We start from the raw sequence: 20,238 nt of genomic DNA, 5'->3' as shown, positions 1-20,238 counted from the left end.
AGGAGGGCGCGGGTGGTTGAGGTGACCGGTCCGATCCCGAAGTGGACTGGCTTCTGGGCGGTACCATGGCCGCATGCCAGTGCCGAGCGAGGAGCTTCCCGAGTTCATGACCTGGGATGAGCTCGAGCTGCTGCCGGACGAGATCGCTGGTCAGATCGAGCTCTGGGGTGGGCGGGTCGTGTGGGTGCGGCGCGGTCCACGTGAGCACCAGAAATTCACCCGCCGACTGACCAACGAATTCGAGCGATGCGCTCGAAACGACATGTCGGCGCGGCCCAACCGGTGTTGGGAGGTGGAATCGGAGACCAACGTCTTCCTGGGTACCTCGGGCAAGTCGGACTTCCTCACCCCCGATTTCCTCGTGCACCGATGCCTGCCGCCGTTCGCTGACGTCCGGTCCGCCGATACAGTGCTGGTAGGCGAGGTCCTCTCGCCGTCGAACACCCAGACCGACCTGGAAGCGAAGAAGGCACGGTACGCGGGAGCGGGGATTCCCTGGTACTGGGAGGTCGGTCTGCGCCGCGATACCAGCTCGATCGCCCACGTGCGCGCCTACGCGCTGGAGACCGGTCATGCGGAGCTTCCGCAGGGCGTCACACCGTTGCGTCGGGCGAACTACCTGGTCGTCGGTGAATGGACCCAGACCGAGCGCGCCGGGATAACCTTCGATTACCCGTTCCGGATCGACATCCCCTGGTCGGCACTCGCGTTCTGAACGTCTGCGGTTGCCTTTCGTCCATTGCGTTCGTACCCGCACCGGCGTTGTTCACCAGGCGTGTTCGTTCTCCCGCTCACGCAGCCTGCTGCGGGTTCGGTCGATCCAGTTGGCGAACAGCGAGCGCAGGTCTTCGTTGGCGATCGGGCGCAGCTGCACCTGGTCGCGGTCGCGTTGCAGCAGGTAGCGGCCTTCTTCGGTGAGGTCGAACCACTGTGCGCTGTACCAGGAGTCGGACCGGGAATCGAGTGGGCCGGGCAGTAGTTCGGCGATTCCACCGCCGTCGCGCGACTGGCCGAGAAGGCGTTCGAACTGCTTGCTGGGCGAGTCTCGATAGCCGTCGTTGCCGCCTCGTCGTGCTGAGGTGATGTCGTCGATGTGGAATGTTCGGCTCGATGAGCGCCCCGCCGCGAACTCGGGCAGCAGTTTGGCGATCCGGCCTGGCAGGTTGTCCGGGCGGAACAGCCTGCACCGGATGCGCTCCTCGACGTCATCGGTGACGGTCTGGGACAGCAGGACCGCGTGATGGGCGGTCTGCGCGCCGAGCAGTCGATACATTCGTCGTCGACCACCGCCGAGGCCGGTCGACTCGCCGACGATCCTGATCTGCAAGTCGCAGTTACTCAGGGTATGGAAAGCGAGCTGGATCAGCTCGGTCTCCTCGCGGTCATACCTTGCGTGGACCGCCGCTCGGTGCGCTCGTTCCTCGCTGACGGTGGGGATGCGACTGGTGTAGCCGAGTGGACCCGGGAACCGATCGTGCGCATCGTTCAACCAGAGAGCGGCGAAATCGTCAGGCTCCCAAGTCCATTCACTCATCTGCGTTCCCGCCGATTACGCCACCCTGAATTGTGCGTGGCATCTCACCGAGTAGTTCCTCGGTGTTCTCCATGTGCTTCAGCCAGTCTGGGATCTGATGGGTCTCGTCGTCTTCGGACTTGCCGCCGCCTCGGCCGCCGCCCATTCCGCCCATCCCTGGTGCACCCGCCCTGCCGGTGCCACTTCCGCTCGCTGCGGCGGTCGCGCCGGTCGGAACTCTCGCAGCGGTCGGTGATCCAGCTGTGACGCCGCCCGGCGCGGGGGCGCTTGGGCTGCCGCTGCCCGGGCTACCGCCGCCCGGGCTGCCGCTGCCGGGTGAACCGGCACCGGGCGAGCCCGCACCCGGCGTCCCTGCCGGATTGACCCCTGCCGGAGTCGTCTCCGGGGTGGACGCAGGTGATGTCGAGTCGGGCGATTCCGCTTCCTCGGTCGTCGACGGATTGGTGTCGTCGGTGGTGTCGTCGTCGCTGGAATCGTCTGTGTCGGTGGGTGTCTCGGTATCCGCGGGGTCTTCGGTAGTCGGTGCGGTCTCGTCGCCCGGGTTTCCGCCGTTCGCGCCGCCTGGGTTCGAGCTGTCGCCGTTGCCTCCGCCGTTGGCGCCTGAATCGCCGCCGGTCGGCTTCCATGAGGTCAGCGGTGAGGTCGGGCTCTCGGGTTGCGGCAGGACGGGAATCTGCCCATCGGCAGCAACAAAATCTGTGACGTAGTGGTCCTGCATCGCCTCGCGTGCTTCATCGCGGGCTTTGTTGATCGCGGTCATCGAGCGGTTTCCCGGTTCTGCGAACCAGAAATCATGGCCGTCCAGATTCCATACGCTGTCTGGCATGTTCTGCGGCTCGTCGACCTTGTCGCGGGTGTTGTTCACGCCGTTGACTGTGGTGGTGACCTGTTGCGCCAACGCGTTCAACGCTGGCGTCAGCGCGAGTGCCCGCGTCGCATAGTCGGCAATGGCATTCTGGGAGGCCGTCGCGGCCGCGCCTTCCCAGGCAGATGTGCTCGAGCGACGGATCCGGGCGGCGAATGTCTCGACGGCGGCGGACCAATCCGAGGCTATTTTCTGGTAATCGGATCTCGCGTTATTGGCTTCGGTTGTGTCGAGCGGGTTGAATGCTCGGTAGATCGCCCAGTGTTCCCAGCTGTTTGGCTTTTCCGGCTCGCCAATCCGGGACTTCTCGTTGCCGGTCATCAGGCGAGTCCTTCCGTGGAGTTGATCGCTGATGGTGGAACATTCGCGGAGAGCTCGTTGTAGCGGGCGGCGAATTCTTGGTCCGTTGCCATGTAGCGTTTTGCTATCTCGCGGTGCAGGTCTCGAATGTCGACCACGATATCGTGGTGCTGCTGGAGGATGTCGTTGAGATTGTTGTCAGAGTCTGATGCTGCACCAACCTTTCCCGCTTTGCTGCGAAACCGACCCACCAAGGTGGATGCCGAGGTCAGACCTGGTGTTGTTTCGCCGAGCCCCCATTTTTCTCGGTTGGCGATAGCCATTGCTTGCCGTTGGAGGTTCTCGATCTCATCGAGGAAGGCCTCACAGTCTCGTTCCATGTACACGAATTCGTCGGCATTAACCCGAACGTCGGTACTGAACGAAACACTCAAGCCGCCATTCTTCGCTTCTTGAATTATACTTTCCAGCGGTGTCGCCACGTGGCCCCCTCGAAAATGTTAGGTCTTTTCAGCTTCCGGGCTGAATAGTTGGAGCGAGCATGGATGCGAGGTCCTTGGCGATATCGCATGGATGACGCCCGATGGACCTCTCCGGCTTCGGCTGCACATTTATCCCGATTTCCATGCTTCCGTTTTTCATCTCGACATTGATAGAGCACCACTTCCCGGCCTGGGCAGGGGGGTAGTAGGTGATTGCCGGGCGGTTGGAAACGGTTAGCTCCTCGCCGATCGTATTATCGGCGCTGGCCTTTACTTGCTGAATGGTGATCGTTGATACGGTAATGGTGGCACCGTAGCCACGTGGCTGGATCCACCCGCATCCCAACCACTTGTTCCGCCCGGTCGTCCACCCATCGTCCTTCTTCGGATTCCGCAACTCCTCCGCGTCGATCACCGACTGCGGCAGACTGCATCCGTCGAACCCGGTGGGCAACACCGACTCCTGGGTCGTGGTCGCTGCCGGTGAACTCGGCTGCGCATCCCCTTCGCTCCCCGAACTGCACCCGCCGAGGAGTGCTGAGATCGCCCCGCCGACGACCACCATCCGTACGACTGCCCCGCGATCCATCGATCAACTCCTCGTTCCGGTCACAGGCCGGTCCGCTCCCGCCCCAACCGGGAATTTACACCCCGTGGGGCGGCCGCGATGTCGCCTCCGAGCCGCAAGTGCGTTCTGCCCACGGTCTATCCGAACCAACTCTTGCCGCGGAAGTACTCGCTCTCCTGGTCATAGCCGTCGTAGTCGACCGGCTCGACGCGCTCGGCCGCTCGGCGCGCAGCGGCTGAGCGGGCTATCGCCTCGCGTGCCTCGCGCAGTTGGTCATCGTCGAGCGCGGGCGCGCCGCCCGCGGGTGCCCAACTCTCGGGGGTGTGTTCAGCGACGGCACTCCGGTGCCTCCCGGTCCTCGGCTCGTTGTCCGAGGTTGCGATACGGGCTTGCTCGGCCGCGGAGCGTGCCATCGCGTCGCGTAGTTGTTCTTCGCGGCGGACGGCGTCGAAATCGATGACGGGGTGCGGCTCGGTGATCGGTTCCTGCTGTTCGGCGGCCTGCTGCTCAGCAGCTCGTTCCTCGGCGGCTCGCGCTTCGGCCAACAGGTTGTCGCCTATGGCCTGCAAGCGGGCTCGTTCGTCTTCGAACTCGGCTCGAAGCATGCGGGCTCTGCGGAGATGCTCGGCAACCAGGTCCTGGATCGGGGAGTAGCTCACAGGGGACCTGCCTCCGCCAGTTGTCCGCCGGTGTCAGCCGGCGTTTCCGGTTCGGGGATGGTGGACCAGTGTTCGGTGTCGGTGACCTGGTTGTTGTTGGAAGCGGATATTCCTGGCTGAACGGCCATGCTCCCGGCGACGGCGCCGTCGGTGGTCTCGCCCTCGGTGGTGGACTCGTTGGGCACAGCGGTCGTGCTCGGAGTCGGCTCTGCCGATGCGGCCGCGTCGGTGATCACCGGGATGCCGTTCTCGTTCAGGGTGAGTCCGTATGCGTGGGTCGCGCCAGCGGTGTCGGTAGTGGTGAGTTTGAGTTGCCCGTCGTCTCCGGTCGCCAAGCTGAGAGTGGTCCCGGCGATGTTGATTTCGGTGGAGCCGTTCCCGCTGAACAAGGTGCTCAGCTGCTCGATGCCACTGGTGATCGATGTGCCGAGCGAACTGAGGCCGGTGCCGATGGATTCGGCGATGGATTCGGCCGAACCGGACGATCCTGAGGTGAGGCTCGACAGTTCGCTGACCACCGAGCTCAATGTCGACAGTCCGCTGGAGACCGTTGACAGCAAGCTGCTCAGATCTGTGGACGAGTCGTCGTCGTCATCGGTGTCATCGGTTGTTGTCGGGTTCTTGGTGCCCGCAGTGTCGGTTTTCGTGTCGTCGGTAGTCGTAGCGGGGGTGGTATCCCCGGTCGAGCTACCTCCGCCGCCATTCGAGGTTCCGTCACCAGAGGGGTTGTTCGTGATGGGGTTCCCATTCTGGGAGGTGTCTGGTGCTGGGGTGTCCGATGGCATCGGGTAGGGGGCGGCTTCTACTGCGGCGAGCGCCGTCGTTGCCTGCTTGAACACCTCGCGGACGATCCTGGAGGTTTCTGTGCAAACCTCGTCAAAATGTAGGACGGTTGCCTCGAACTGAGGGACAAACGTGTCTCTGATTGCTCTCCTCGCGTGGTCGTTGTTGTATTCGTTGATATAGTTCTCGATGGACTGTAGTCCGAGCGTTTCATCTGGGGCAGCTTGAAAGTCGGCAGTACCCCTGGGGCGCCAGTACCCCTTCACGTCCGTGGCCTTTTCGGAAACTATGTTGCGAAGCGCAACTGCCAATTCTCCCAGCTCTCGAGCGGCAGTGCTGGCATGGGTGTAGTCCTCGTCCGCGCGCCGTACCTGTTCATTCAGCATCGTGAAGGCCGTATCGCCTGCGTCGCCTTGCCATACGTTCTGTATGGCGTTTCGCTGAGTCTGTTGTTTCACAAGTTCTGTGTACAACTTCGGGAGTGTGTCTTTAAGGGTTGTCGACATCCTGTCGATCGCGTCGATATCCATACCTTGCTCCATGTCGTACATGGCACACAGCTGGTAATAGTCGCGGTTCGCGATGTCGGCTCTGCCGAGCTGAAGTTCTGTGAAGCATCTTTTGTAGAGCGGGAGGTAGTACTTGAAGTACTCCAGCCCTTCGGCGCCGTCGGAGAGGATTTTGTCGGCATTTCCGACAGAACCTGAGACGTTGTGTTCCCAGTCGGAGTTGACCTCGCCATCTTTGACGACTCCGGATTCGTCCGCTGTCCAACTCATCCGAGATTCACCGCAGCCGTGATCTTGGTTACGTTGGCGTCATCGACGGAGGCATATGTATTCGCGCTGGTGGTGTACGCATTGCCTGTTTTGGTCACCGCGGTTTCCCAGTGCGTCAACCAGGCGCCGATACTCACAATCTCCGCACCGAACTTGGTGCCCTCGTCCCCATAGGCTTTACCCGCCTGGGCGGCGGTGAACGACCACCCGCTGATGTCCTTGTTGAGTGTCTTGATCGTGCCCCCCGAGTTGGTCAGATTACCCCCGAGCTTGCGTAGCTGCTCCGGATCGACCCTCACGTGACCACCCATCGGACCCCTCCCTTCGTCTTCCCTTGCCGCACAGCGTCGGCTACATATTAGGCCGGGGCCGCGATCGATCGGACTCGTGGTTCGTGCTGATGGATGCGACGGGGTTCCTCTTCTACCGGGGCAGGCGGGTTGACCACGGTGGTTGCGGGGCGAGGCTTTCGGGCTCGTAGCCGCGCATGCGTCAGTTCAGTCCATTAGACCTGAACGCTTCAAGAAGGTTTGCGCCGCCAGGACGTCCTTGAACCCGCTGGCCGAAATCGCCAGGCCGGTAGCCGCGTTCGACCAATCCAGCCCGGTATCGTTGCCGTTCGACGGGATCCGCGCGACGGTTTCGCCTTGGTCGACCAGGTCTCCGACGTATCCGCCCCTCCCGGTGCGGATGTTCTCGACGTGTTTGTCAGGTGCGCGTTGGATAGTGGCGTGAAAGCGGACCTCACCGTTGCGGGTGCCTCCGATGAGAAGGGAATCGGTGCCCGGGATCGTGCAGGTGAGGCCCCCGGACTCGGGCGCGGTGCAGGTGGCCGCGTCCCGCAGTTTGCTCGGCATCGCTGCCTCGATCGCCGCCGACCCGTATTTGATCCTGTCGCGGATCTCCAACCCGGCGAAGGTTCCCGCGGTACCGACGATGCCGAGTGCCACGACACCGACTACCACCGGCCACTTTCGGCGAGGACCTACTCGGCGAGCCGGCGAGTGGTTCGCGACAGGTGGCAGATGTGGTGATGGCGTGTGCTTCGCCCCAGGGACAGGCCGAGGCGGCATCGGTGCCGGCGGCCTCGACATGAACGGCATCACGGTGTCCGCCTCGCGTGCCCGCAGCGCTTCGGCCGCAGCCCAGGCGAATTCGCCGCAGCTCGAGTATCGATCCTCAGCACTTTTGGCCAGTGCCCGCCCGATCACCGCGTCGAGGCTGCGCGGCAGATCCGGACGGCGACTGCTCAGCGGGGGCGGTGGTTGGCGCATCTGGGCATCGATCAGTGCGACCGGATTGTTTGCCGCGAACGGAGAATCACCGGTCAGCAGCGTGAACAACGTGCATGCCAGCGAGTATTGATCGCAGCGATGATCCAGCGGCAGCGCGGCCAGCTGTTCCGGTGCGGCATAGGCGAGGGTGGCGATGAAGGTTCCGGTACGCGTCAGTCCGCGCATGTCGTGCGATCTGGCAATGCCGAAGTCCGTCAGCAGGACTCGCTCCGGCTCGCCGGCTTCGGGGGCGGCCAGCAGGATGTTGGCCGGCTTCACGTCGCGGTGCAGCACCCCGCGCCAGTGGGCGTGGTCGAGCGCCGAGGCGACATCGATGATGATCCGCATCGCCCGATCAGGATCGACGATTCCCAGTGACGCAGCATCGGCGCCCGCGACATACCGCATCGCGATCCACGGAACGGTGCCCTCGACGCTGCGGTCGTAGACCGAGACGATGTTCGGATGCTCGAGCTGTGCCGCGACCTCGGCCTCTCGTTCGAATCGAGACCGGATCTCGCTGTCCTCGAACATCTCCGGATTCAATATCTTGAGCGCGGTCAGCCGGGGCAGTCGAGGATGCCTGGCCAGATACACAGTGCCCATGCCGCCGTGGCCGAGAACCCCCTCGACCTGATATCCGGCAAATGCCTCACCGATACGAAGACTGGACACCTGACCCCCGTTCGACCACCCATGACCTGAGTGAGCCACGTGCTAACGCGATGCTCGGTGACGTCAGAATTCGCCGATCGGATCTCGCCTGCGCTACGGCTTCGTCCGGGACTACCATGACGTCATGGCAAGTCCATCTCCGGAACGCCCAGATTTGCCCGAGTTCATGACCTGGGAAGAACTCGAACAGCTCCCCGAGGAGATCGCCGCCCAGATCGAGCTGTGGGAGGGGCGGGTGGTGTGGGTTCGCCGCGGACCCGCGGAACACCAGGAGTTCACCAATCTGCTCTGGGCCGCGCTGCGCCGCTGCGCGCGAGAGGCGGTCACCACCGATCCAGAACGCTGCTGGCGGGTGCACACCGAAACGAACATCTTCTTCGGCCGAACTGGCAAATCGGACTTCGCGACCCCGGATTTCCTGGTGCGCCCCTGCGTGGATGCGCCTTATCAGGACATACGCGCCGATGATGTGCTGCTTGTCGGTGAAGTGCTCTCGCCGTCGAACTCCCCGGCCGACATGGAGGAGAAGAAGGCCCGGTATGCCGGTGCCGGAATCCCCTGGTATTGGGAAGTGACGCTGGAACGGGCGCACAGCGCGATCGCCTCGGTTCGTGCCTATGCGCTGGAGACGACCCACGGCAACCTGCCGCCGGGTGTCCGCCCACTGCACCCGGCCAACTACATCCTGGCGGGAATGTGGTCGCCCAAGAAGTCCGATGGCATCGTCATGGCACTGCCATTCCTGATCGACATCGCCTGGGGCGAACTCGAATTCTAGGTATCCGGGAGAGGCCGAAGTTCCAAGAACGAGGCGATTCGGCGGCGCCCATTACCCCCTGATCAGTTTGGCGACCGTGCCGATGGACAGCTTGGGGGTTTCCTCTTCGACCGGGGCGTTGGGGTCGACCACCGTGGTGTGGGGGATGGCCGCTTCAGGGTCGGCGAAGGGGGCGTAGGTCTTGTCGGCGAGGAGGGTGGTGAGGAGGTAGCCGGTGAGGAGGGCTCGGGTGGTTTTCTCGGTTTTGTGTTCGTAGCGGCCTGCGCCGAGGGCGGCGAAGAGGCGGCGGCCTTCGACTATGCCGTTGTGGGAGGCGCCGTCGATGGTGCGCAGGATCGAGGGGCCGGACCAGGCGGTGGCGAGGGCGCGGGCGTTGGAGCTGACGGAGTCGAGGTCGAGGGCGCCAGCCAGGATCAGGCCGGGCGTGTCGAGTTCGGGGGCGATGTTCTCCGCGGTGGGGGAGGTGGGGGCGGGGAACAGGGCGGCGACGGCGGCGACGCGGCGCTGAGCTGCGGCGATGACGGCGGCACCGGCGCCCATGCCGTGGCCTGCCAGGGCGAGGCGGTCGGGGTGCACGCTGATGGTGCCGTCGCCGAGACGGACCTTGCTCACGATGTCGAGCGTGGTGAGCAGGTCGGTGCCCAGGTCAAGATGTGACGGGATCGGGCCGCGTTCGGTGTCGGGCGCGGCGACGACGAAGCCCCACGACGCGACGTGCTCGAGCAGGCTCTTGTAGTTCTCTGCGCTGGTCAGCCAGCCGTGCGCGAACGCGACGGCGGGCAGGTTCAGCCCGGACTCGGGCGTGTAGACCACACCAGGCTGGCCCGCGATGCCCAGATTTCCGCGCAACACCCGGTGGGGGCCGCGCGCGGACAGGGTGCTCAGGAGCGATTTCACGGAGACCGACACGGCGAGAAGGTTAGCCGATCAGTAGGGTGGGGGACCATGTGCGGAATCGTGGGCTACGTCGGTTACCGGGACGCGCTCGGCGTTGTCGTCGACGCGTTGCGACGCATGGAGTATCGCGGATACGACTCGGCGGGGGTCGCGATCCTCGACGGAAATGGGTCGATCGCGGTCGAACGCAAGGCGGGCAAGCTGGCCAATCTGGAAGCCGAGCTGGACGCCGCTGGTGCGGCACGGTTCGCGGGCACCAGCGGCATGGGCCACACCCGGTGGGCGACCCATGGCGCCCCGACCGATCGCAACGCGCACCCGCATCGCGATGTGTCCGGCAAGCTGGCCGTCGTCCACAACGGGATCATCGAGAACTTCGCGCCGCTGCGCCGCGAGCTCGAGAACGCCGGGGTCGAGCTGCTCAGTGACACCGACACCGAGGTCGCGGTGCATCTGGTCGCGCGCGCGTATGCGGAAGGCCCCACCGCGGGTGACTTCACCGCGAGCGCGCTGGCCGTGCTGCAGCGTCTCGAGGGTGCGTTCACGCTGGTCTTCACCCATGCCGATCATCCCGGCACGATCGTCGCGGCCCGGCAGTCGACGCCGCTGGTCGTCGGCGTCGGGCAGGGCGAGATGTTCATCGCCTCCGATGTCACCGCGTTCATCGAGCACACCCGCGAGGCGGTCGAGCTCGGGCAGAACCAGGCCGTGGTGATCACCGCCGACAGCTACACCGTCACCGACTTCGCCGGGAACACCGAGGGCGTGGTCACCCGGCCGTTCACTATCGACTGGGATCTCGCCGCCGCCGAGAAGGGCGGCCACGACTACTTCATGCTCAAGGAGATCGAGGAGCAGCCGACCGCGGTCGCCGACACCCTGATGGGGCATTTCGTCGTCGACGAGAACGGCGGCCGGATCGTTCTGGACGAGCAGCGCCTCGCCGATCAGGAGCTGCGCGAGTTCGACAAGGTGTTCGTCGTCGCGTGTGGCAGCTCGTATCACGCGGGGCTGCTCGCCAAGTACGCCATCGAGCACTGGACCCGGGTGCCGGTGGAGGTCGAGCTCGCCAGCGAGTTCCGCTACCGCGACCCGGTGCTGGACCGGTCGACGCTGGTGGTGGCGATCTCGCAGTCCGGCGAGACCGCCGACACGCTCGAAGCGGTGCGCCACGCCAAGGAGCAGAAGGCGCGCGTACTCGCGATCTGCAACACCAACGGCGCGCAGATTCCGCGTGAGTCGGACGCGGTCATCTACACCAGGACCGGGCCCGAGATCGGTGTCGCCTCGACCAAGGCGTTCCTCGCGCAGGTGGCGGCCAACTATCTGGTCGGCCTGGCGCTGGCGCAGGCACGCGGGGTCAAGTACCCCGACGAGGTGGCCCGTGAGTTCGCCGAGCTCGAGGCCATGCCCAAGCAGATCGCGCGGGTGCTGGAGACCGGTTCGCAGGTGCGGGCCATCGCGCGCGAGCTGGCCCATGTGCCGACCGTGCTGTTCCTCGGTCGCCACGTCGGCTACCCGGTGGCGCTGGAAGGCGCGCTCAAGCTCAAGGAGCTCGCGTACATGCACGCCGAGGGCTTCGCCGCGGGTGAGCTCAAGCACGGGCCGATCGCGCTGATCGAAGACGGACTGCCGGTGATCGTGGTGATGCCGTCGCCGAAGGGCCGTCCGGTGCTGCACTCGAAGCTGCTGAGCAATATCCGCGAGATCCAGGCGCGTGGCGCGCGGACCATCGTGATCGCCGAAGAGGGCGACGACACGGTGCGCCCGTTCGCGGACGACCTGATCGAGATCCCGGCCGCGCCGACGCTGTACCAGCCGCTGCTGTCGACCATTCCGCTGCAGATCTTCGCCGCCGAGGTGGCGCAGGCTCGCGGCTACGACGTGGACAAGCCGCGCAACCTGGCCAAGTCGGTCACCGTCGAGTAGGTCCCGTATCACCTGCGCGCCCTTCGATTCCCGGCCCGTTTAGACTGCATGCCGAACAGCGTTATGTGATCGGGAGGGACGGTCGGGGTGGGGGTTGGAAACGTCGCGTCCTTCGCGGGGTACACCATCGAAAGTGTGCTCGGCCAAGGCGGAATGGGCACGGTGTATTTGGCGCGACACCCGCGGTTGCCACGTCGGGTGGCGCTGAAACTTCTCAACCGTGAGGTGTCGGCCGACGCCGAGATCCGGCGGCGTTTCGAGCAGGAGGGCGATGTGGTCGCCCGCCTGGATCATCCGGGAATCGTCGGTGTCTACGACCGCGGAACCACTGATGGTCATCTATGGATCGCGATGCAATACATCCAGGGCAGCGATCTGGCCAAGCTGGATCGGCGCGCGCTCTCCGCCGATCGGGCGGTGCAGATCATCGGCCAGACCGCTGCCGCGCTCGACCACGCGCATGCGCACGGTGTGCTGCACCGCGATGTGAAACCCGCCAATATCCTGCTGGCACAGCCGGAGGCAGGGCGACCGGAACGCGCGGTACTGACCGATTTCGGGATCGCCCGGCTGCTCGACTCCACCACCCAGCTCACCGCGACCGGAACCTTCACCGCGACCTTGGCTTACGCTTCGCCGGAGCAGCTGGCGGCCGAAGTGGTGGACCACCGCGCTGATCAGTACTCGCTCGCTTGCACGCTGTTCACCCTGCTCGCGGGTGAAACACCCTACGCGAACAGTAATCCCGGGCAGGTTGTCGCCGGTCATCTGAGTCAGCCGGTGCCGCGGCTGAGCGGGTTCCGGTCAGATCTGTCACCAGCCCTCGACGACGTCTTCGCGCGGGCGATGGCCAAGAACCGCGAGGACCGATTCGGTAGCTGTGGTGAGTTCGCCGCCGTCGCGGCCCAGGCGCTGCAGGGCGTCGCGGTCGCCTATCCACGGTCGGCGCCCACTGTCTTCAACCAGGCGCCGGAGCCGAGTTATCCGCAACCGCAGGCACTTTCGCAGCCATATCCGCAACCACAGCCTCCGCCGCACAACGGTTTCGTCCCGGCACCTGTCGCGCCCGGACCGCGCCGATTCTCCTGGACCCGGAGGATTTTCGCGGGCGTGGGCGTGGCTCTGGTGGCCGCGATCGTGCTCGGGTATGCGCAGCGCGACACGCTCATTCAGGCAATGAGCGGCTGGGGTGACGAGTATCAGAGCATCGCCGAGGCGTTCCCGGAGCTGCTCCCTTCGTCGCGGGCGGGCTCGGGCTGGCTCGGTACCGACTGCTATTCCTCGTCGTATTCGGAGGGGCGCGTGCACGGTATCCGCTGCTCCGACAAGGACGCTGGGATCGAATTCCAGGTCCGGCGATACAGCAGCGAAGCCGAAGCGACAGCGGCCGTGTTCAGTTTCGTCCGGGAACGGTCGGGTGATCAGGTCACCACGCACCCCGCTGTGTCGACGCCGATGACGGTCAGTATGCGGCCGTGGACGGGCATGGCCGCCGACCGCACGGTCTACACCCGCTTTCCCGGCGACCAGCAGCGGGCGAACCTCGTGTTCGAGCTGGGATGGGCCAATCACAGCGCCCAGGAGACCTATCAACAATGGTGGCCGCAGGCCCCGCTCGGAAAGGGATGAGTTCCGAGATGGTCCAACTCGCCACCGGTTCGTCCTTCGCGGGATATACCGTCGACGGTGTGCTCGGCCAGGGCGGCATGGGCACGGTCTACCTGGTCCGGCATCCACGGCTGCCGATGCAGGTTGCGCTCAAGCTGCTCGTCCCGACCGCGTCTGCCGATCAGGAATCGCGGCTGCGGTTCGAGCAGGAGGCGCGGGTCATTGCGCAGCTCGAACACCCGAACATCGTCGATGTCTACGACACCGGCACGAGCGACGGGCACCTGTGGATCTCCATGCAGTACGTGCGGGGTGGTCACGCCGGTCAGCTCGCCGCGCCGTCCGCGGACCCGGCGCGGGTGCTGAACGTACTCGGACAGGTGGCCGACGCACTGGACTACGCCCACTCCCGCGGGATCCTGCATCGCGACGTGAAACCCGCGAACATCTTGCTGGCCGTGTCGGACACCGGCAGGGAGGAGCGGGCCGTGCTCACCGACTTCGGCATCGCGCGGCTGGCGGCCCCGGATGCCGGGCTCACCGTGGCGGGCTCGTTCGCCGCGACGGTCGCCTTCGCCTCACCGGAGCAGTTGTCCGGCAACAGCGTTGATCATCGGGCGGATCAGTACTCGCTCGCCTGCACCCTGTTCACGCTGCTGACCGGTGCTGCCCCGTTCGACTACATGAACGCAGGGCAGGTGATCGCGGCACACCTCACCAAGGCGCCGCCGCGGGTTAGTGTCGTGCGCGCCGACCTGCCCCCGGCGCTCGCCGATGTCATTGCTCGTGGCATGGCCAAGACACCGGAGCAGCGGTACGGCAGCTGCGGTGAGTTCGTCGCGGCGGCGCGGGCGGCACTGGCCACGCAACCGGACCCGCGGCGATTCGCCGCCACGATGGCCGCCCAGCACGCCATGGCGCCCCCGGCGCAGGGCGCGTGGGCGCCGATGATCGGCCCCGCACCCGGTCTTCCGGCGCATCCTGCACCCGGCAGACCGCCGAGGCGCCGGGGCAGACGGGCTTTGATCACGATCGCGGCGGTGATCGCTGTGGTCGGCGCGTTCGCCGGTGCGGGGATCAAATACGGGCCCGACCTGATCGCGAACATGGGTACCGACCCCTGGGGAAGCCGGAATCAGGCGGTGGCCGACTTGTTCCCGCAGTTGGTGTCAAAGGGCGAACATGGCACGGGATGGCGCGGTGTCCGCTGCCTCGCCAGAACTCCCGGCACACCGTCAGAGGTTTCGCTACGGGCGGACATTTTTTTCGCCAACGGCATCGATTGTGAAGACGATGCCAATGAAAATCATTTCATCGTGATGGACTTCGATACTCCGGAGCGCGCGCAGGTCTTCCTGCGTGCTCTCGCGGAGAAACCGAGTTTCAGCACGAGCTGGTCTGAGCCCCACCCGAACTCGGCAACACCGCTGACCATCGTCTATTCGACTTTTCAGCAGGGCGGTGGACTGCATACCGGATTTCCGGGCGATCCGGAGCGGGCAAGGTTCGTCATTACCTTCTACCAGTTCATTCCCGGAAAGACCGGGGCGACGGTACGCGACGAACTGTGGAGAAACGCGCCTCTCGGCGGTTCGTGAGCGGCGCAACCCGGGAATCCACCGTGACTACTTCGCCCCGAACCGTTCAACCCGAGTCGGCGTCAGCTACTCCACCGTGATGGAGCCGCGCATGTCCGGGTGCAGGCTGCACAGGTAGCGGTAGGTGCCGGGCTGGGTGAAGGTGTAGGACCATTCGCCCTTGTCGATGATGGGGCTGTTGATGCCCATCGCCTTGTCGCCGATGCCCTGGACGTTGTGCGGGGCCTTGTCGGAGAACTTCCAGGTGACGGTCTCGCCGACCTTGATGGTGACGTCGGCGGGGGAGTACTTCATGCCGCTGACGTCGATCGTCAGGTCGGTCGGCTTGTGCTCGGTCTGCGTGGTCGTGGTGGTGACCGGGCGCGGCTTGCGGGTGGTGGTGGAGGCGGCGTTCCCGCCGTCGCCGGAACAACCGGCGGACAGCAGGGTGGCGGCCACGGCGAATCCGGCGACAACCCGGGCGGATGCGGCGCGGTGACGAACCATCGACATGGGTGTGGAGCGTAGTCTGCGAACGATCGCGGACCGGCCGTGGCCCGCGCCGGGACCGGGAGGCGACGATGTCGGATCGGCGCGGCTACTTCACCGCCGACGAGGTACGGGCGGCCGAGGCGGAGCTGTTCACGCGTGTGCCTGCGGGGATGCCGATGCGGCGGGCCGCGTATGGGCTGGCGATGGTGGTCGCCGACGAATTGCGTTCGGGGACCGGCGGTGTGGTCGGCCGGGCGGTGGGGTTGCTGGTCGGGTCCGGTGACAACGGTGGGGACGCGCTGTGGGCGGGATCGATGCTGGCGCGGCGGGGGGTGGCGGTGACCGCGGTGCTGCTGAATCCGGAACGCGCGCATCGGGAAGGGCTCGCGGCGCTGCGGGCGGCCGGTGGGCGGGTGGTGGATCGGCTCGGTGCGGTGGATCTGGTGGTCGACGGGATCGTCGGGATCTCCGGTCGTGGTCCGTTGCGGCCCGCTGCCGCGGAGCTGGTTGCGGCACTGGACGTTCCGATCATCGCCGCCGACCTGCCCAGTGGGGTGGATCCGGATACCGGGGCGATCGACGGGCCCGCGGTGCGTGCGGCGGTGACGGTGGCGTTCGGGGCGTACAAGCCGGTGCATGCGCTCGCGGCGTCGCATTGCGGGCGAATTGTGCTGGTGCCGATCGGTTTACGCCTGCCGGAACCGGGGCTCGCTCAGCTCGATCCGGCGGAGATCGGGGCCGGCTGGCCGGTTCCGCTGGCGACGGATGATAAATACAGCCAGGGCGTGGTCGGGGTGTGTGCTGGTAGTGCGACGTATCCGGGTGCCGGGGTGCTGAGTACCGGTGCGGCGGTGGCGGCGACGTCGGGGCTGGTGCGCTATGTCGGGGACGACACCGCGGTGCTGGAGAGATTCCCCGAGGTGATCGCCAGCCATACGGTCTCGGGGGCCGGTCGGGTGCAGGCGTGGGCATTCGGTCCCGGCGCCGGCACGGACATCGCCGCCATGGACCGGCTCGCGCAGGTGCTGGCCACCGATCTGCCGGTGCTCGTCGACGCCGACGGGCTCACGCTGCTCGCCGCCGAACCCGCGCTGGTTCGCGGTCGTACCGCGCCGACCGTGCTGACACCGCACGCCGGTGAGTTCGCCCGGCTGACCGGTGCGGAGCTCGGGCCGGATCGGGTGGGTGCGGTTCGTGCACTCGCCGACGAGTGGCAGGTGACCGTGTTGCTCAAGGGGCGAGCGACGATCATCGCCTCGCCAGGGGAGACGACGCTGGTCAATGATGCGGGTGGGTCGTGGGCGGCGACCGCGGGGTCAGGGGATGTCCTGTCCGGGATTCTCGGCGCGTTGCTCGCGGCAGGTCGGTCGCCGGGCTGGTCGGCCGCCGCGGCCGCGCGCGTGCATGCGCTCGCGGCCAACCTCGCCGCGTATGACGAGCAGCCGGCTGCCGCGCCGATCTCGGCCTCGCCGCTGCTGCATCACATACGGCCGGCGATTCGGGTATTGCGAGAACTCGCCGACGCCTGAGCAGGAGATGTCCCAGGTGAGGATTCCCAGGACGGGTGCCGCCCCCGGTGCTGCGAATCCCGCGGGTCCTGGCAGGATCGGGGCTGTGAATGCGCAAGTGGAAACTGTCATCGACCTGGATGCCATTGCCCACAACGTGCGTGTGCTGCGTGAGTTCGCGCAGGGCGCCGCGGTGATGGTGGTGGTCAAGGCTGACGGTTACAACCACGGCGCAGTCGAGGTGGCGCGGACGGCGCTGGGGGCGGGGGCCGCCGAGTTGGGGGTTACCACCGTCGCCGAGGCGCTGGCGTTGCGTGCCGCGGGGATCACCGCGCCGATCCTGTGCTGGCTGAACACCATCGATGCCGATTACGCTGCCGCGATCGCCGGCGATATCGAGATCGGGGTGTCCTCGCTCACGCAGTTGCGGGTCGTCGAGCAGGCTGCCAGGGCGACCGGCCGCACCGCGACGGTCTCGCTCAAGGTCGACACCGGGCTCAATCGCAACGGGGTGTCGGTCGCCGAGTATCCGCAGGTCCTGAAGGCTCTGCGCGCCCTTGTCGACGAGCAGGTCGTCCGGTTCCGCGCGATCTTCTCCCATCTCGCGCACGCCGACGAGCCGGAGCATCCCATGCTCGACCGCCAGCGGGAGCGCTTCCTCGAGGCGATCGCCCAGGCCAAGGAGCAGGGGCTCGAACCCGAGCAGGTGCATCTGGCGAACTCCGCGGCGACGCTGACCAGGCCCGACCTGCATTTCGACCTCGTTCGCCCCGGCATCGCCGTCTACGGACTGTCCCCGATCCCGGAACTCGGCGACTTCGGCCTGCGCCCGGCGATGACGCTGCAAGCCGAGGTCACGCTGGTGAAGCGGGTGGCCGCGGGGGAGGGCGTGTCGTACGGGCATCGCTGGACCGCGCCGCGCGATACGACGGTGGCGCTGGTGCCCGCCGGGTACGCCGACGGTGTATTCCGCTCGCTGAGTGGACGTTTCGAGGTGTGGCTCGGCGGTTCCCGGCACCGTAATGTCGGACGGGTGTGCATGGACCAGTTCATGGTCGACCTCGGCGACAACGCGGGCGGCGTGCGGGCGGGCGATCGGGCGGTGCTGTTCGGCGGCGGCGCGGGCCACCCGCACGCGCTCGACTGGGCCAGGCTGCTCGACACGATCGACTACGAGATCGTGTGCTCACCGCGCGGCAGAGCCGTCCGCCGGTATGTGGGGACCGGCCGATGAGCCGCGGAACCGTGATCCTGCGCGGCGGGCTGGCGACCGCGGGCCTGCTCGGCGCGCTCGCCGTAGCGCACACCCTGCGCCGGATCGGCGCGCGCGTGCTGTGGCCCGCCGAACGTGACGAGTACCGCGACGAGAACTTCGCCCTGATCGATGAGGACGAACCGGGTGTCGTGATCGCCGACGACGGTGTGCCGCTGGCCACCCGCACCTACGGCGACGACTCCGCCGAGCTGACGATCGTGTTCGTGCACGGCTTCTGCAACAGCATGGAGTCGTTCCACTTCCAGCGCCGTGATCTGGCCCGGCAGTGGGGCGACCGGGTCCGGATGGTCTTCTTCGACCAGCGCGGTCACGGCCGCTCCGGCACACCGAGCACCCAGAGCTGCACCGTGGCACAGCTCGGCCACGATGTCGCCGCCGTGGTGCGCGAGTGCGCGCCCGCCGGGCCGGTGGTGCTGGTCGGGCATTCGCTCGGCGGGATGGCCGTGCTCGCCGCGTCGGCGCAGTTCCCCGAACTGGTCGCGTCGCGGGTGATCGCGGTCGGGCTGTTCAGTACCGCGGCCGCCGAGGTGACCGCGACCGGGTTGCCGCAGCTGCTGCGCCATCCCGCGATCGACGGATTCCGGATGGCGGTGCGGACCGCGCCCGCGCTGGTCCAGGTGAGCCGGACCGCGAGCAAGCAGCTGGTCGCGCCGATCCTGCACGTCAGCTCGTTCCACGGCCAGGTGAGCCCGACGCTGTCGCGGTTCACCACCATGATGATCGACCGCACCCCGGTCGGCACCATCGAGAAGTTCCTGAAAGCGATTGAGCTGCACGACGAGTCGGCCGCGCTGCCGGTGCTGGCCGACATACCGGTGCTCGTGCTGTCCGGCGCGCACGACATGGTGATCCCATTCCGCAACTCACACGTGCTTGCCGAAGCGCTCCCCAGCAGCGAGCTGGTGCGGCTGAACGAGGCCGCGCACATGCCACACCTGCAGTTCCCCGATGTGACGCTGGACGCACTCGACCGGCTGCTGGCAAGCGCGGGCTTCGGCGACGCACGTGGCGGGGAGGCCGTCGGTGGCTGACCCACAGCAGCGCGTCCTGACCACGGTCGAGGACACCGAGGCGTTCGGCCGGGAACTGGCCGCGACACTGCGCGCGGGCGACCTGGTGGTTCTCGACGGTCCGCTCGGCGCCGGGAAAACTGCCCTGACCAGGGGAATCGCGGCCGGTCTCGGAGTATTGGGCCGGGTCAGCTCGCCGACGTTCATCATCGCGCGGGCGCACAAGGCCGGGCAGCGCCCGGACGGCACGCCCGGGGTGGCGCTGGTGCACGTCGACGCGTATCGGCTCGCCGGCGACCTGGACGAGCTCGACGCGCTCGACCTCGACACCGACCTGCATCACGCGGTGGTGGTGGTCGAGTGGGGTAAAGGTGTCGTCGAACACCTCTCGGAGCGGCATCTGCGGGTGCAACTCGCCCGGGAACCGGAATCCGATGTGCGCACGGCGATCTGGGAGTGGATCGATTAGCCCGCCCACCGGCGAGCACAGCTGCGCGCCGGGCGCCGATACCACCCGGTATTGTTGAGACAATCATGCTCGTACTAGCAGTCGACACCGCGACACCCGCCGTTACAGCGGGATTGGTGCATCTGTCACCTGCCGCCGACGCGGACTCCCGGCCCGCCGTGGCGACGCTCGCTGCCCGAGTGAAGGTCGACGCGCGCGCCCACGCCGAAGTGCTCACCCCGCAGATCCTGGAATGCCTCGCCGAAGCCGGGGTGCGTCGTGACGAGCTCGACGCGCTCGTCGTCGGTGTCGGGCCCGGCCCGTTCACCGGGCTGCGGGTCGGGATGGCCACCGCCGCCGCCTTCGGCGACGCGCTCGGACTGCCGGTGCACGGCGTGTGCAGTCTCGACGCCATCGCCGCCGAAGCCGCGGGCGAGCAGCGCGAGACGGGGGAACTGCTGGTGGTGACCGACGCGCGCAGGCGCGAGGTGTACTGGGCCCGCTACCTGAACGGGGCGCGGGTCGCCGGTCCCGAGGTGTGCAAGCCCACCGAGGTGCCGCTCGGCGACGCCGTCGCGGTCGCGGGCTCGGCCGCGCACGTCGACTACTTCGATCTCCCGGTGCTGCCCAGCGAGTCGCCCTCGCCCGCGGGGCTGGTGTCGGTCGCCGCGCTCGAGCTGCTGGCCGGAACCGCGCCGGAGGCGCTGGTTCCGCTGTATCTACGCAGGCCCGACGCCGTGGAGAACAGCTTCCGCACCCTCGACCGGACCGGGGCGTGAGTGCCGTGTACCGGATC

At 66.7% G+C, this 20,238-nt stretch carries 20 protein-coding genes; 10 read left to right on the top strand and 10 right to left on the bottom strand.

Annotated elements, in window-relative coordinates:
• Nucleotides 1-73: 73 nt before the first annotated feature.
• The gene (locus tag ACFWF2_RS01915) at nucleotides 74-715 is read left to right on the top strand and encodes a Uma2 family endonuclease (RefSeq protein ID WP_379303592.1); all 642 of its coding nucleotides are present in this window, start codon (nucleotides 74-76) and stop codon (nucleotides 713-715) included.
• 51 nt (nucleotides 716-766) lie between these two features.
• Here ACFWF2_RS01915 and ACFWF2_RS01910 read toward each other — a convergent pair whose 3' ends face one another.
• The 8 genes from ACFWF2_RS01910 to ACFWF2_RS01875 all read right to left on the bottom strand — a co-directional run bounded on the left by ACFWF2_RS01910 (nucleotide 767) and on the right by ACFWF2_RS01875 (nucleotide 7,919).
• Nucleotides 767-1,534, bottom strand: a complete 768-nt coding sequence (locus tag ACFWF2_RS01910; protein ID WP_379303590.1) for an ESX secretion-associated protein EspG — start codon at nucleotides 1,532-1,534, stop codon at nucleotides 767-769.
• Nucleotides 1,527-2,720: a hypothetical protein gene (locus tag ACFWF2_RS01905; RefSeq protein WP_379303588.1), complete on the bottom strand. Its 1,194-nt coding sequence runs from the start codon at nucleotides 2,718-2,720 to the stop codon at nucleotides 1,527-1,529. Before ACFWF2_RS01905 ends, ACFWF2_RS01910 begins: the two co-directional genes overlap by 8 nt.
• Nucleotides 2,720-3,181, bottom strand: a complete 462-nt coding sequence (locus ACFWF2_RS01900; protein ID WP_379303586.1) for a hypothetical protein — start codon at nucleotides 3,179-3,181, stop codon at nucleotides 2,720-2,722. The genes ACFWF2_RS01905 and ACFWF2_RS01900 overlap by 1 nt, the downstream gene beginning before the upstream one ends.
• Nucleotides 3,182-3,209: 28 nt before the next feature.
• Nucleotides 3,210-3,770, bottom strand: a complete 561-nt coding sequence (locus ACFWF2_RS01895) for a DUF3558 domain-containing protein (RefSeq protein WP_379303584.1) — start codon at nucleotides 3,768-3,770, stop codon at nucleotides 3,210-3,212.
• Between the two features lie 116 nt (nucleotides 3,771-3,886).
• A complete protein-coding gene (locus tag ACFWF2_RS01890) occupies nucleotides 3,887-4,408 on the bottom strand; it encodes a hypothetical protein (RefSeq protein WP_379303582.1) in 522 nt (173 codons plus the stop codon).
• Entirely contained in the window at nucleotides 4,405-5,970 is a 1,566-nt protein-coding gene (locus tag ACFWF2_RS01885) for a hypothetical protein (protein ID WP_379303580.1), read from the bottom strand. Before ACFWF2_RS01885 ends, ACFWF2_RS01890 begins: the two co-directional genes overlap by 4 nt.
• Nucleotides 5,967-6,281: a hypothetical protein gene (locus ACFWF2_RS01880; protein ID WP_379303578.1), complete on the bottom strand. Its 315-nt coding sequence runs from the start codon at nucleotides 6,279-6,281 to the stop codon at nucleotides 5,967-5,969. The genes ACFWF2_RS01885 and ACFWF2_RS01880 overlap by 4 nt, the downstream gene beginning before the upstream one ends.
• Nucleotides 6,282-6,467: 186 nt before the next feature.
• A complete protein-coding gene (locus ACFWF2_RS01875; protein WP_379303576.1) occupies nucleotides 6,468-7,919 on the bottom strand; it encodes a serine/threonine-protein kinase in 1,452 nt (483 codons plus the stop codon).
• A gap of 124 nt (nucleotides 7,920-8,043) precedes the next feature.
• On the opposite strand from ACFWF2_RS01875, the gene ACFWF2_RS01870 reads away from it, so the two are divergent.
• Entirely contained in the window at nucleotides 8,044-8,697 is a 654-nt protein-coding gene (locus ACFWF2_RS01870; RefSeq protein ID WP_379303574.1) for a Uma2 family endonuclease, read from the top strand.
• A gap of 51 nt (nucleotides 8,698-8,748) precedes the next feature.
• Here ACFWF2_RS01870 and ACFWF2_RS01865 read toward each other — a convergent pair whose 3' ends face one another.
• Nucleotides 8,749-9,606 (bottom strand): dienelactone hydrolase family protein, encoded by an 858-nt coding sequence (locus tag ACFWF2_RS01865; RefSeq protein ID WP_379303572.1) that lies wholly within the window; start codon nucleotides 9,604-9,606, stop codon nucleotides 8,749-8,751.
• 36 nt (nucleotides 9,607-9,642) lie between these two features.
• Here ACFWF2_RS01865 and glmS point away from each other — a divergent pair, with 36 nt between their 5' ends.
• From glmS to ACFWF2_RS01850, 3 genes are all read left to right on the top strand, one after another.
• Nucleotides 9,643-11,523 (top strand): glutamine--fructose-6-phosphate transaminase (isomerizing), encoded by a 1,881-nt coding sequence (gene glmS / locus ACFWF2_RS01860; RefSeq protein WP_379303570.1) that lies wholly within the window; start codon nucleotides 9,643-9,645, stop codon nucleotides 11,521-11,523.
• Nucleotides 11,524-11,610: 87 nt separating this feature from the next.
• On the top strand, nucleotides 11,611-13,152 hold the full coding sequence (locus ACFWF2_RS01855) for a serine/threonine-protein kinase (RefSeq protein ID WP_379303568.1): 1,542 nt from the start codon (nucleotides 11,611-11,613) through the stop codon (nucleotides 13,150-13,152).
• Nucleotides 13,149-14,729: a serine/threonine-protein kinase gene (locus ACFWF2_RS01850; protein WP_379303566.1), complete on the top strand. Its 1,581-nt coding sequence runs from the start codon at nucleotides 13,149-13,151 to the stop codon at nucleotides 14,727-14,729. Before ACFWF2_RS01855 ends, ACFWF2_RS01850 begins: the two co-directional genes overlap by 4 nt.
• A gap of 66 nt (nucleotides 14,730-14,795) precedes the next feature.
• Here the strand turns inward: ACFWF2_RS01850 and ACFWF2_RS01845 are convergent, their stop codons facing one another.
• The gene (locus ACFWF2_RS01845) at nucleotides 14,796-15,221 is read right to left on the bottom strand and encodes a cupredoxin family copper-binding protein (protein ID WP_379083276.1); all 426 of its coding nucleotides are present in this window, start codon (nucleotides 15,219-15,221) and stop codon (nucleotides 14,796-14,798) included.
• A gap of 68 nt (nucleotides 15,222-15,289) precedes the next feature.
• On the opposite strand from ACFWF2_RS01845, the gene ACFWF2_RS01840 reads away from it, so the two are divergent.
• The 5 genes from ACFWF2_RS01840 to tsaB all read left to right on the top strand — a co-directional run bounded on the left by ACFWF2_RS01840 (nucleotide 15,290) and on the right by tsaB (nucleotide 20,221).
• Nucleotides 15,290-16,729 (top strand): NAD(P)H-hydrate dehydratase, encoded by a 1,440-nt coding sequence (locus tag ACFWF2_RS01840; protein WP_379303564.1) that lies wholly within the window; start codon nucleotides 15,290-15,292, stop codon nucleotides 16,727-16,729.
• 7 nt (nucleotides 16,730-16,736) lie between these two features.
• Nucleotides 16,737-17,942, top strand: coding sequence for an alanine racemase (gene alr / locus ACFWF2_RS01835; protein WP_379303562.1), 1,206 nt, complete (start codon nucleotides 16,737-16,739; stop codon nucleotides 17,940-17,942).
• Entirely contained in the window at nucleotides 17,939-19,015 is a 1,077-nt protein-coding gene (locus ACFWF2_RS01830) for an alpha/beta fold hydrolase (RefSeq protein WP_379303560.1), read from the top strand. The genes alr and ACFWF2_RS01830 overlap by 4 nt, the downstream gene beginning before the upstream one ends.
• Nucleotides 19,008-19,463 (top strand): tRNA (adenosine(37)-N6)-threonylcarbamoyltransferase complex ATPase subunit type 1 TsaE, encoded by a 456-nt coding sequence (tsaE, locus tag ACFWF2_RS01825; protein WP_379303558.1) that lies wholly within the window; start codon nucleotides 19,008-19,010, stop codon nucleotides 19,461-19,463. The genes ACFWF2_RS01830 and tsaE overlap by 8 nt, the downstream gene beginning before the upstream one ends.
• A gap of 65 nt (nucleotides 19,464-19,528) precedes the next feature.
• Nucleotides 19,529-20,221, top strand: coding sequence for a tRNA (adenosine(37)-N6)-threonylcarbamoyltransferase complex dimerization subunit type 1 TsaB (tsaB, locus tag ACFWF2_RS01820; RefSeq protein ID WP_379303556.1), 693 nt, complete (start codon nucleotides 19,529-19,531; stop codon nucleotides 20,219-20,221).
• Nucleotides 20,222-20,238 lie beyond the last annotated feature (17 nt).

Source organism: Nocardia sp. NPDC060259 (assembly GCF_042728775.1).
Classification (GTDB): Bacteria; Actinomycetota; Actinomycetes; order Mycobacteriales; family Mycobacteriaceae; genus Nocardia.
Note: the sequence above shows the minus strand (reverse complement) of the source record. Positions and strands in the feature narration are given on the sequence as shown.

Excerpts from the sequence above, each read along its gene's own strand:
- ACFWF2_RS01915 (WP_379303592.1), top strand. The coding sequence starts at position 74 with ATGCCAGTGCCGAGCGAGGAGCTTCCCGAGTTCATGACCTGGGATGAG.
- ACFWF2_RS01910 (WP_379303590.1), bottom strand. The coding sequence starts at position 1,534 with ATGAGTGAATGGACTTGGGAGCCTGACGATTTCGCCGCTCTCTGGTTG.
- ACFWF2_RS01905 (WP_379303588.1), bottom strand. The coding sequence starts at position 2,720 with ATGACCGGCAACGAGAAGTCCCGGATTGGCGAGCCGGAAAAGCCAAAC.
- ACFWF2_RS01895 (WP_379303584.1), bottom strand. The coding sequence starts at position 3,770 with ATGGATCGCGGGGCAGTCGTACGGATGGTGGTCGTCGGCGGGGCGATC.
- ACFWF2_RS01885 (WP_379303580.1), bottom strand. The coding sequence starts at position 5,970 with ATGAGTTGGACAGCGGACGAATCCGGAGTCGTCAAAGATGGCGAGGTC.
- ACFWF2_RS01880 (WP_379303578.1), bottom strand. The coding sequence starts at position 6,281 with ATGGGTGGTCACGTGAGGGTCGATCCGGAGCAGCTACGCAAGCTCGGG.
- ACFWF2_RS01870 (WP_379303574.1), top strand. The coding sequence starts at position 8,044 with ATGGCAAGTCCATCTCCGGAACGCCCAGATTTGCCCGAGTTCATGACC.
- glmS (WP_379303570.1), top strand. The coding sequence starts at position 9,643 with ATGTGCGGAATCGTGGGCTACGTCGGTTACCGGGACGCGCTCGGCGTT.
- ACFWF2_RS01850 (WP_379303566.1), top strand. The coding sequence starts at position 13,149 with ATGAGTTCCGAGATGGTCCAACTCGCCACCGGTTCGTCCTTCGCGGGA.
- ACFWF2_RS01845 (WP_379083276.1), bottom strand. The coding sequence starts at position 15,221 with ATGTCGATGGTTCGTCACCGCGCCGCATCCGCCCGGGTTGTCGCCGGA.
- ACFWF2_RS01840 (WP_379303564.1), top strand. The coding sequence starts at position 15,290 with ATGTCGGATCGGCGCGGCTACTTCACCGCCGACGAGGTACGGGCGGCC.
- alr (WP_379303562.1), top strand. The coding sequence starts at position 16,737 with ATGTCCCAGGTGAGGATTCCCAGGACGGGTGCCGCCCCCGGTGCTGCG.
- ACFWF2_RS01830 (WP_379303560.1), top strand. The coding sequence starts at position 17,939 with ATGAGCCGCGGAACCGTGATCCTGCGCGGCGGGCTGGCGACCGCGGGC.
- tsaB (WP_379303556.1), top strand. The coding sequence starts at position 19,529 with ATGCTCGTACTAGCAGTCGACACCGCGACACCCGCCGTTACAGCGGGA.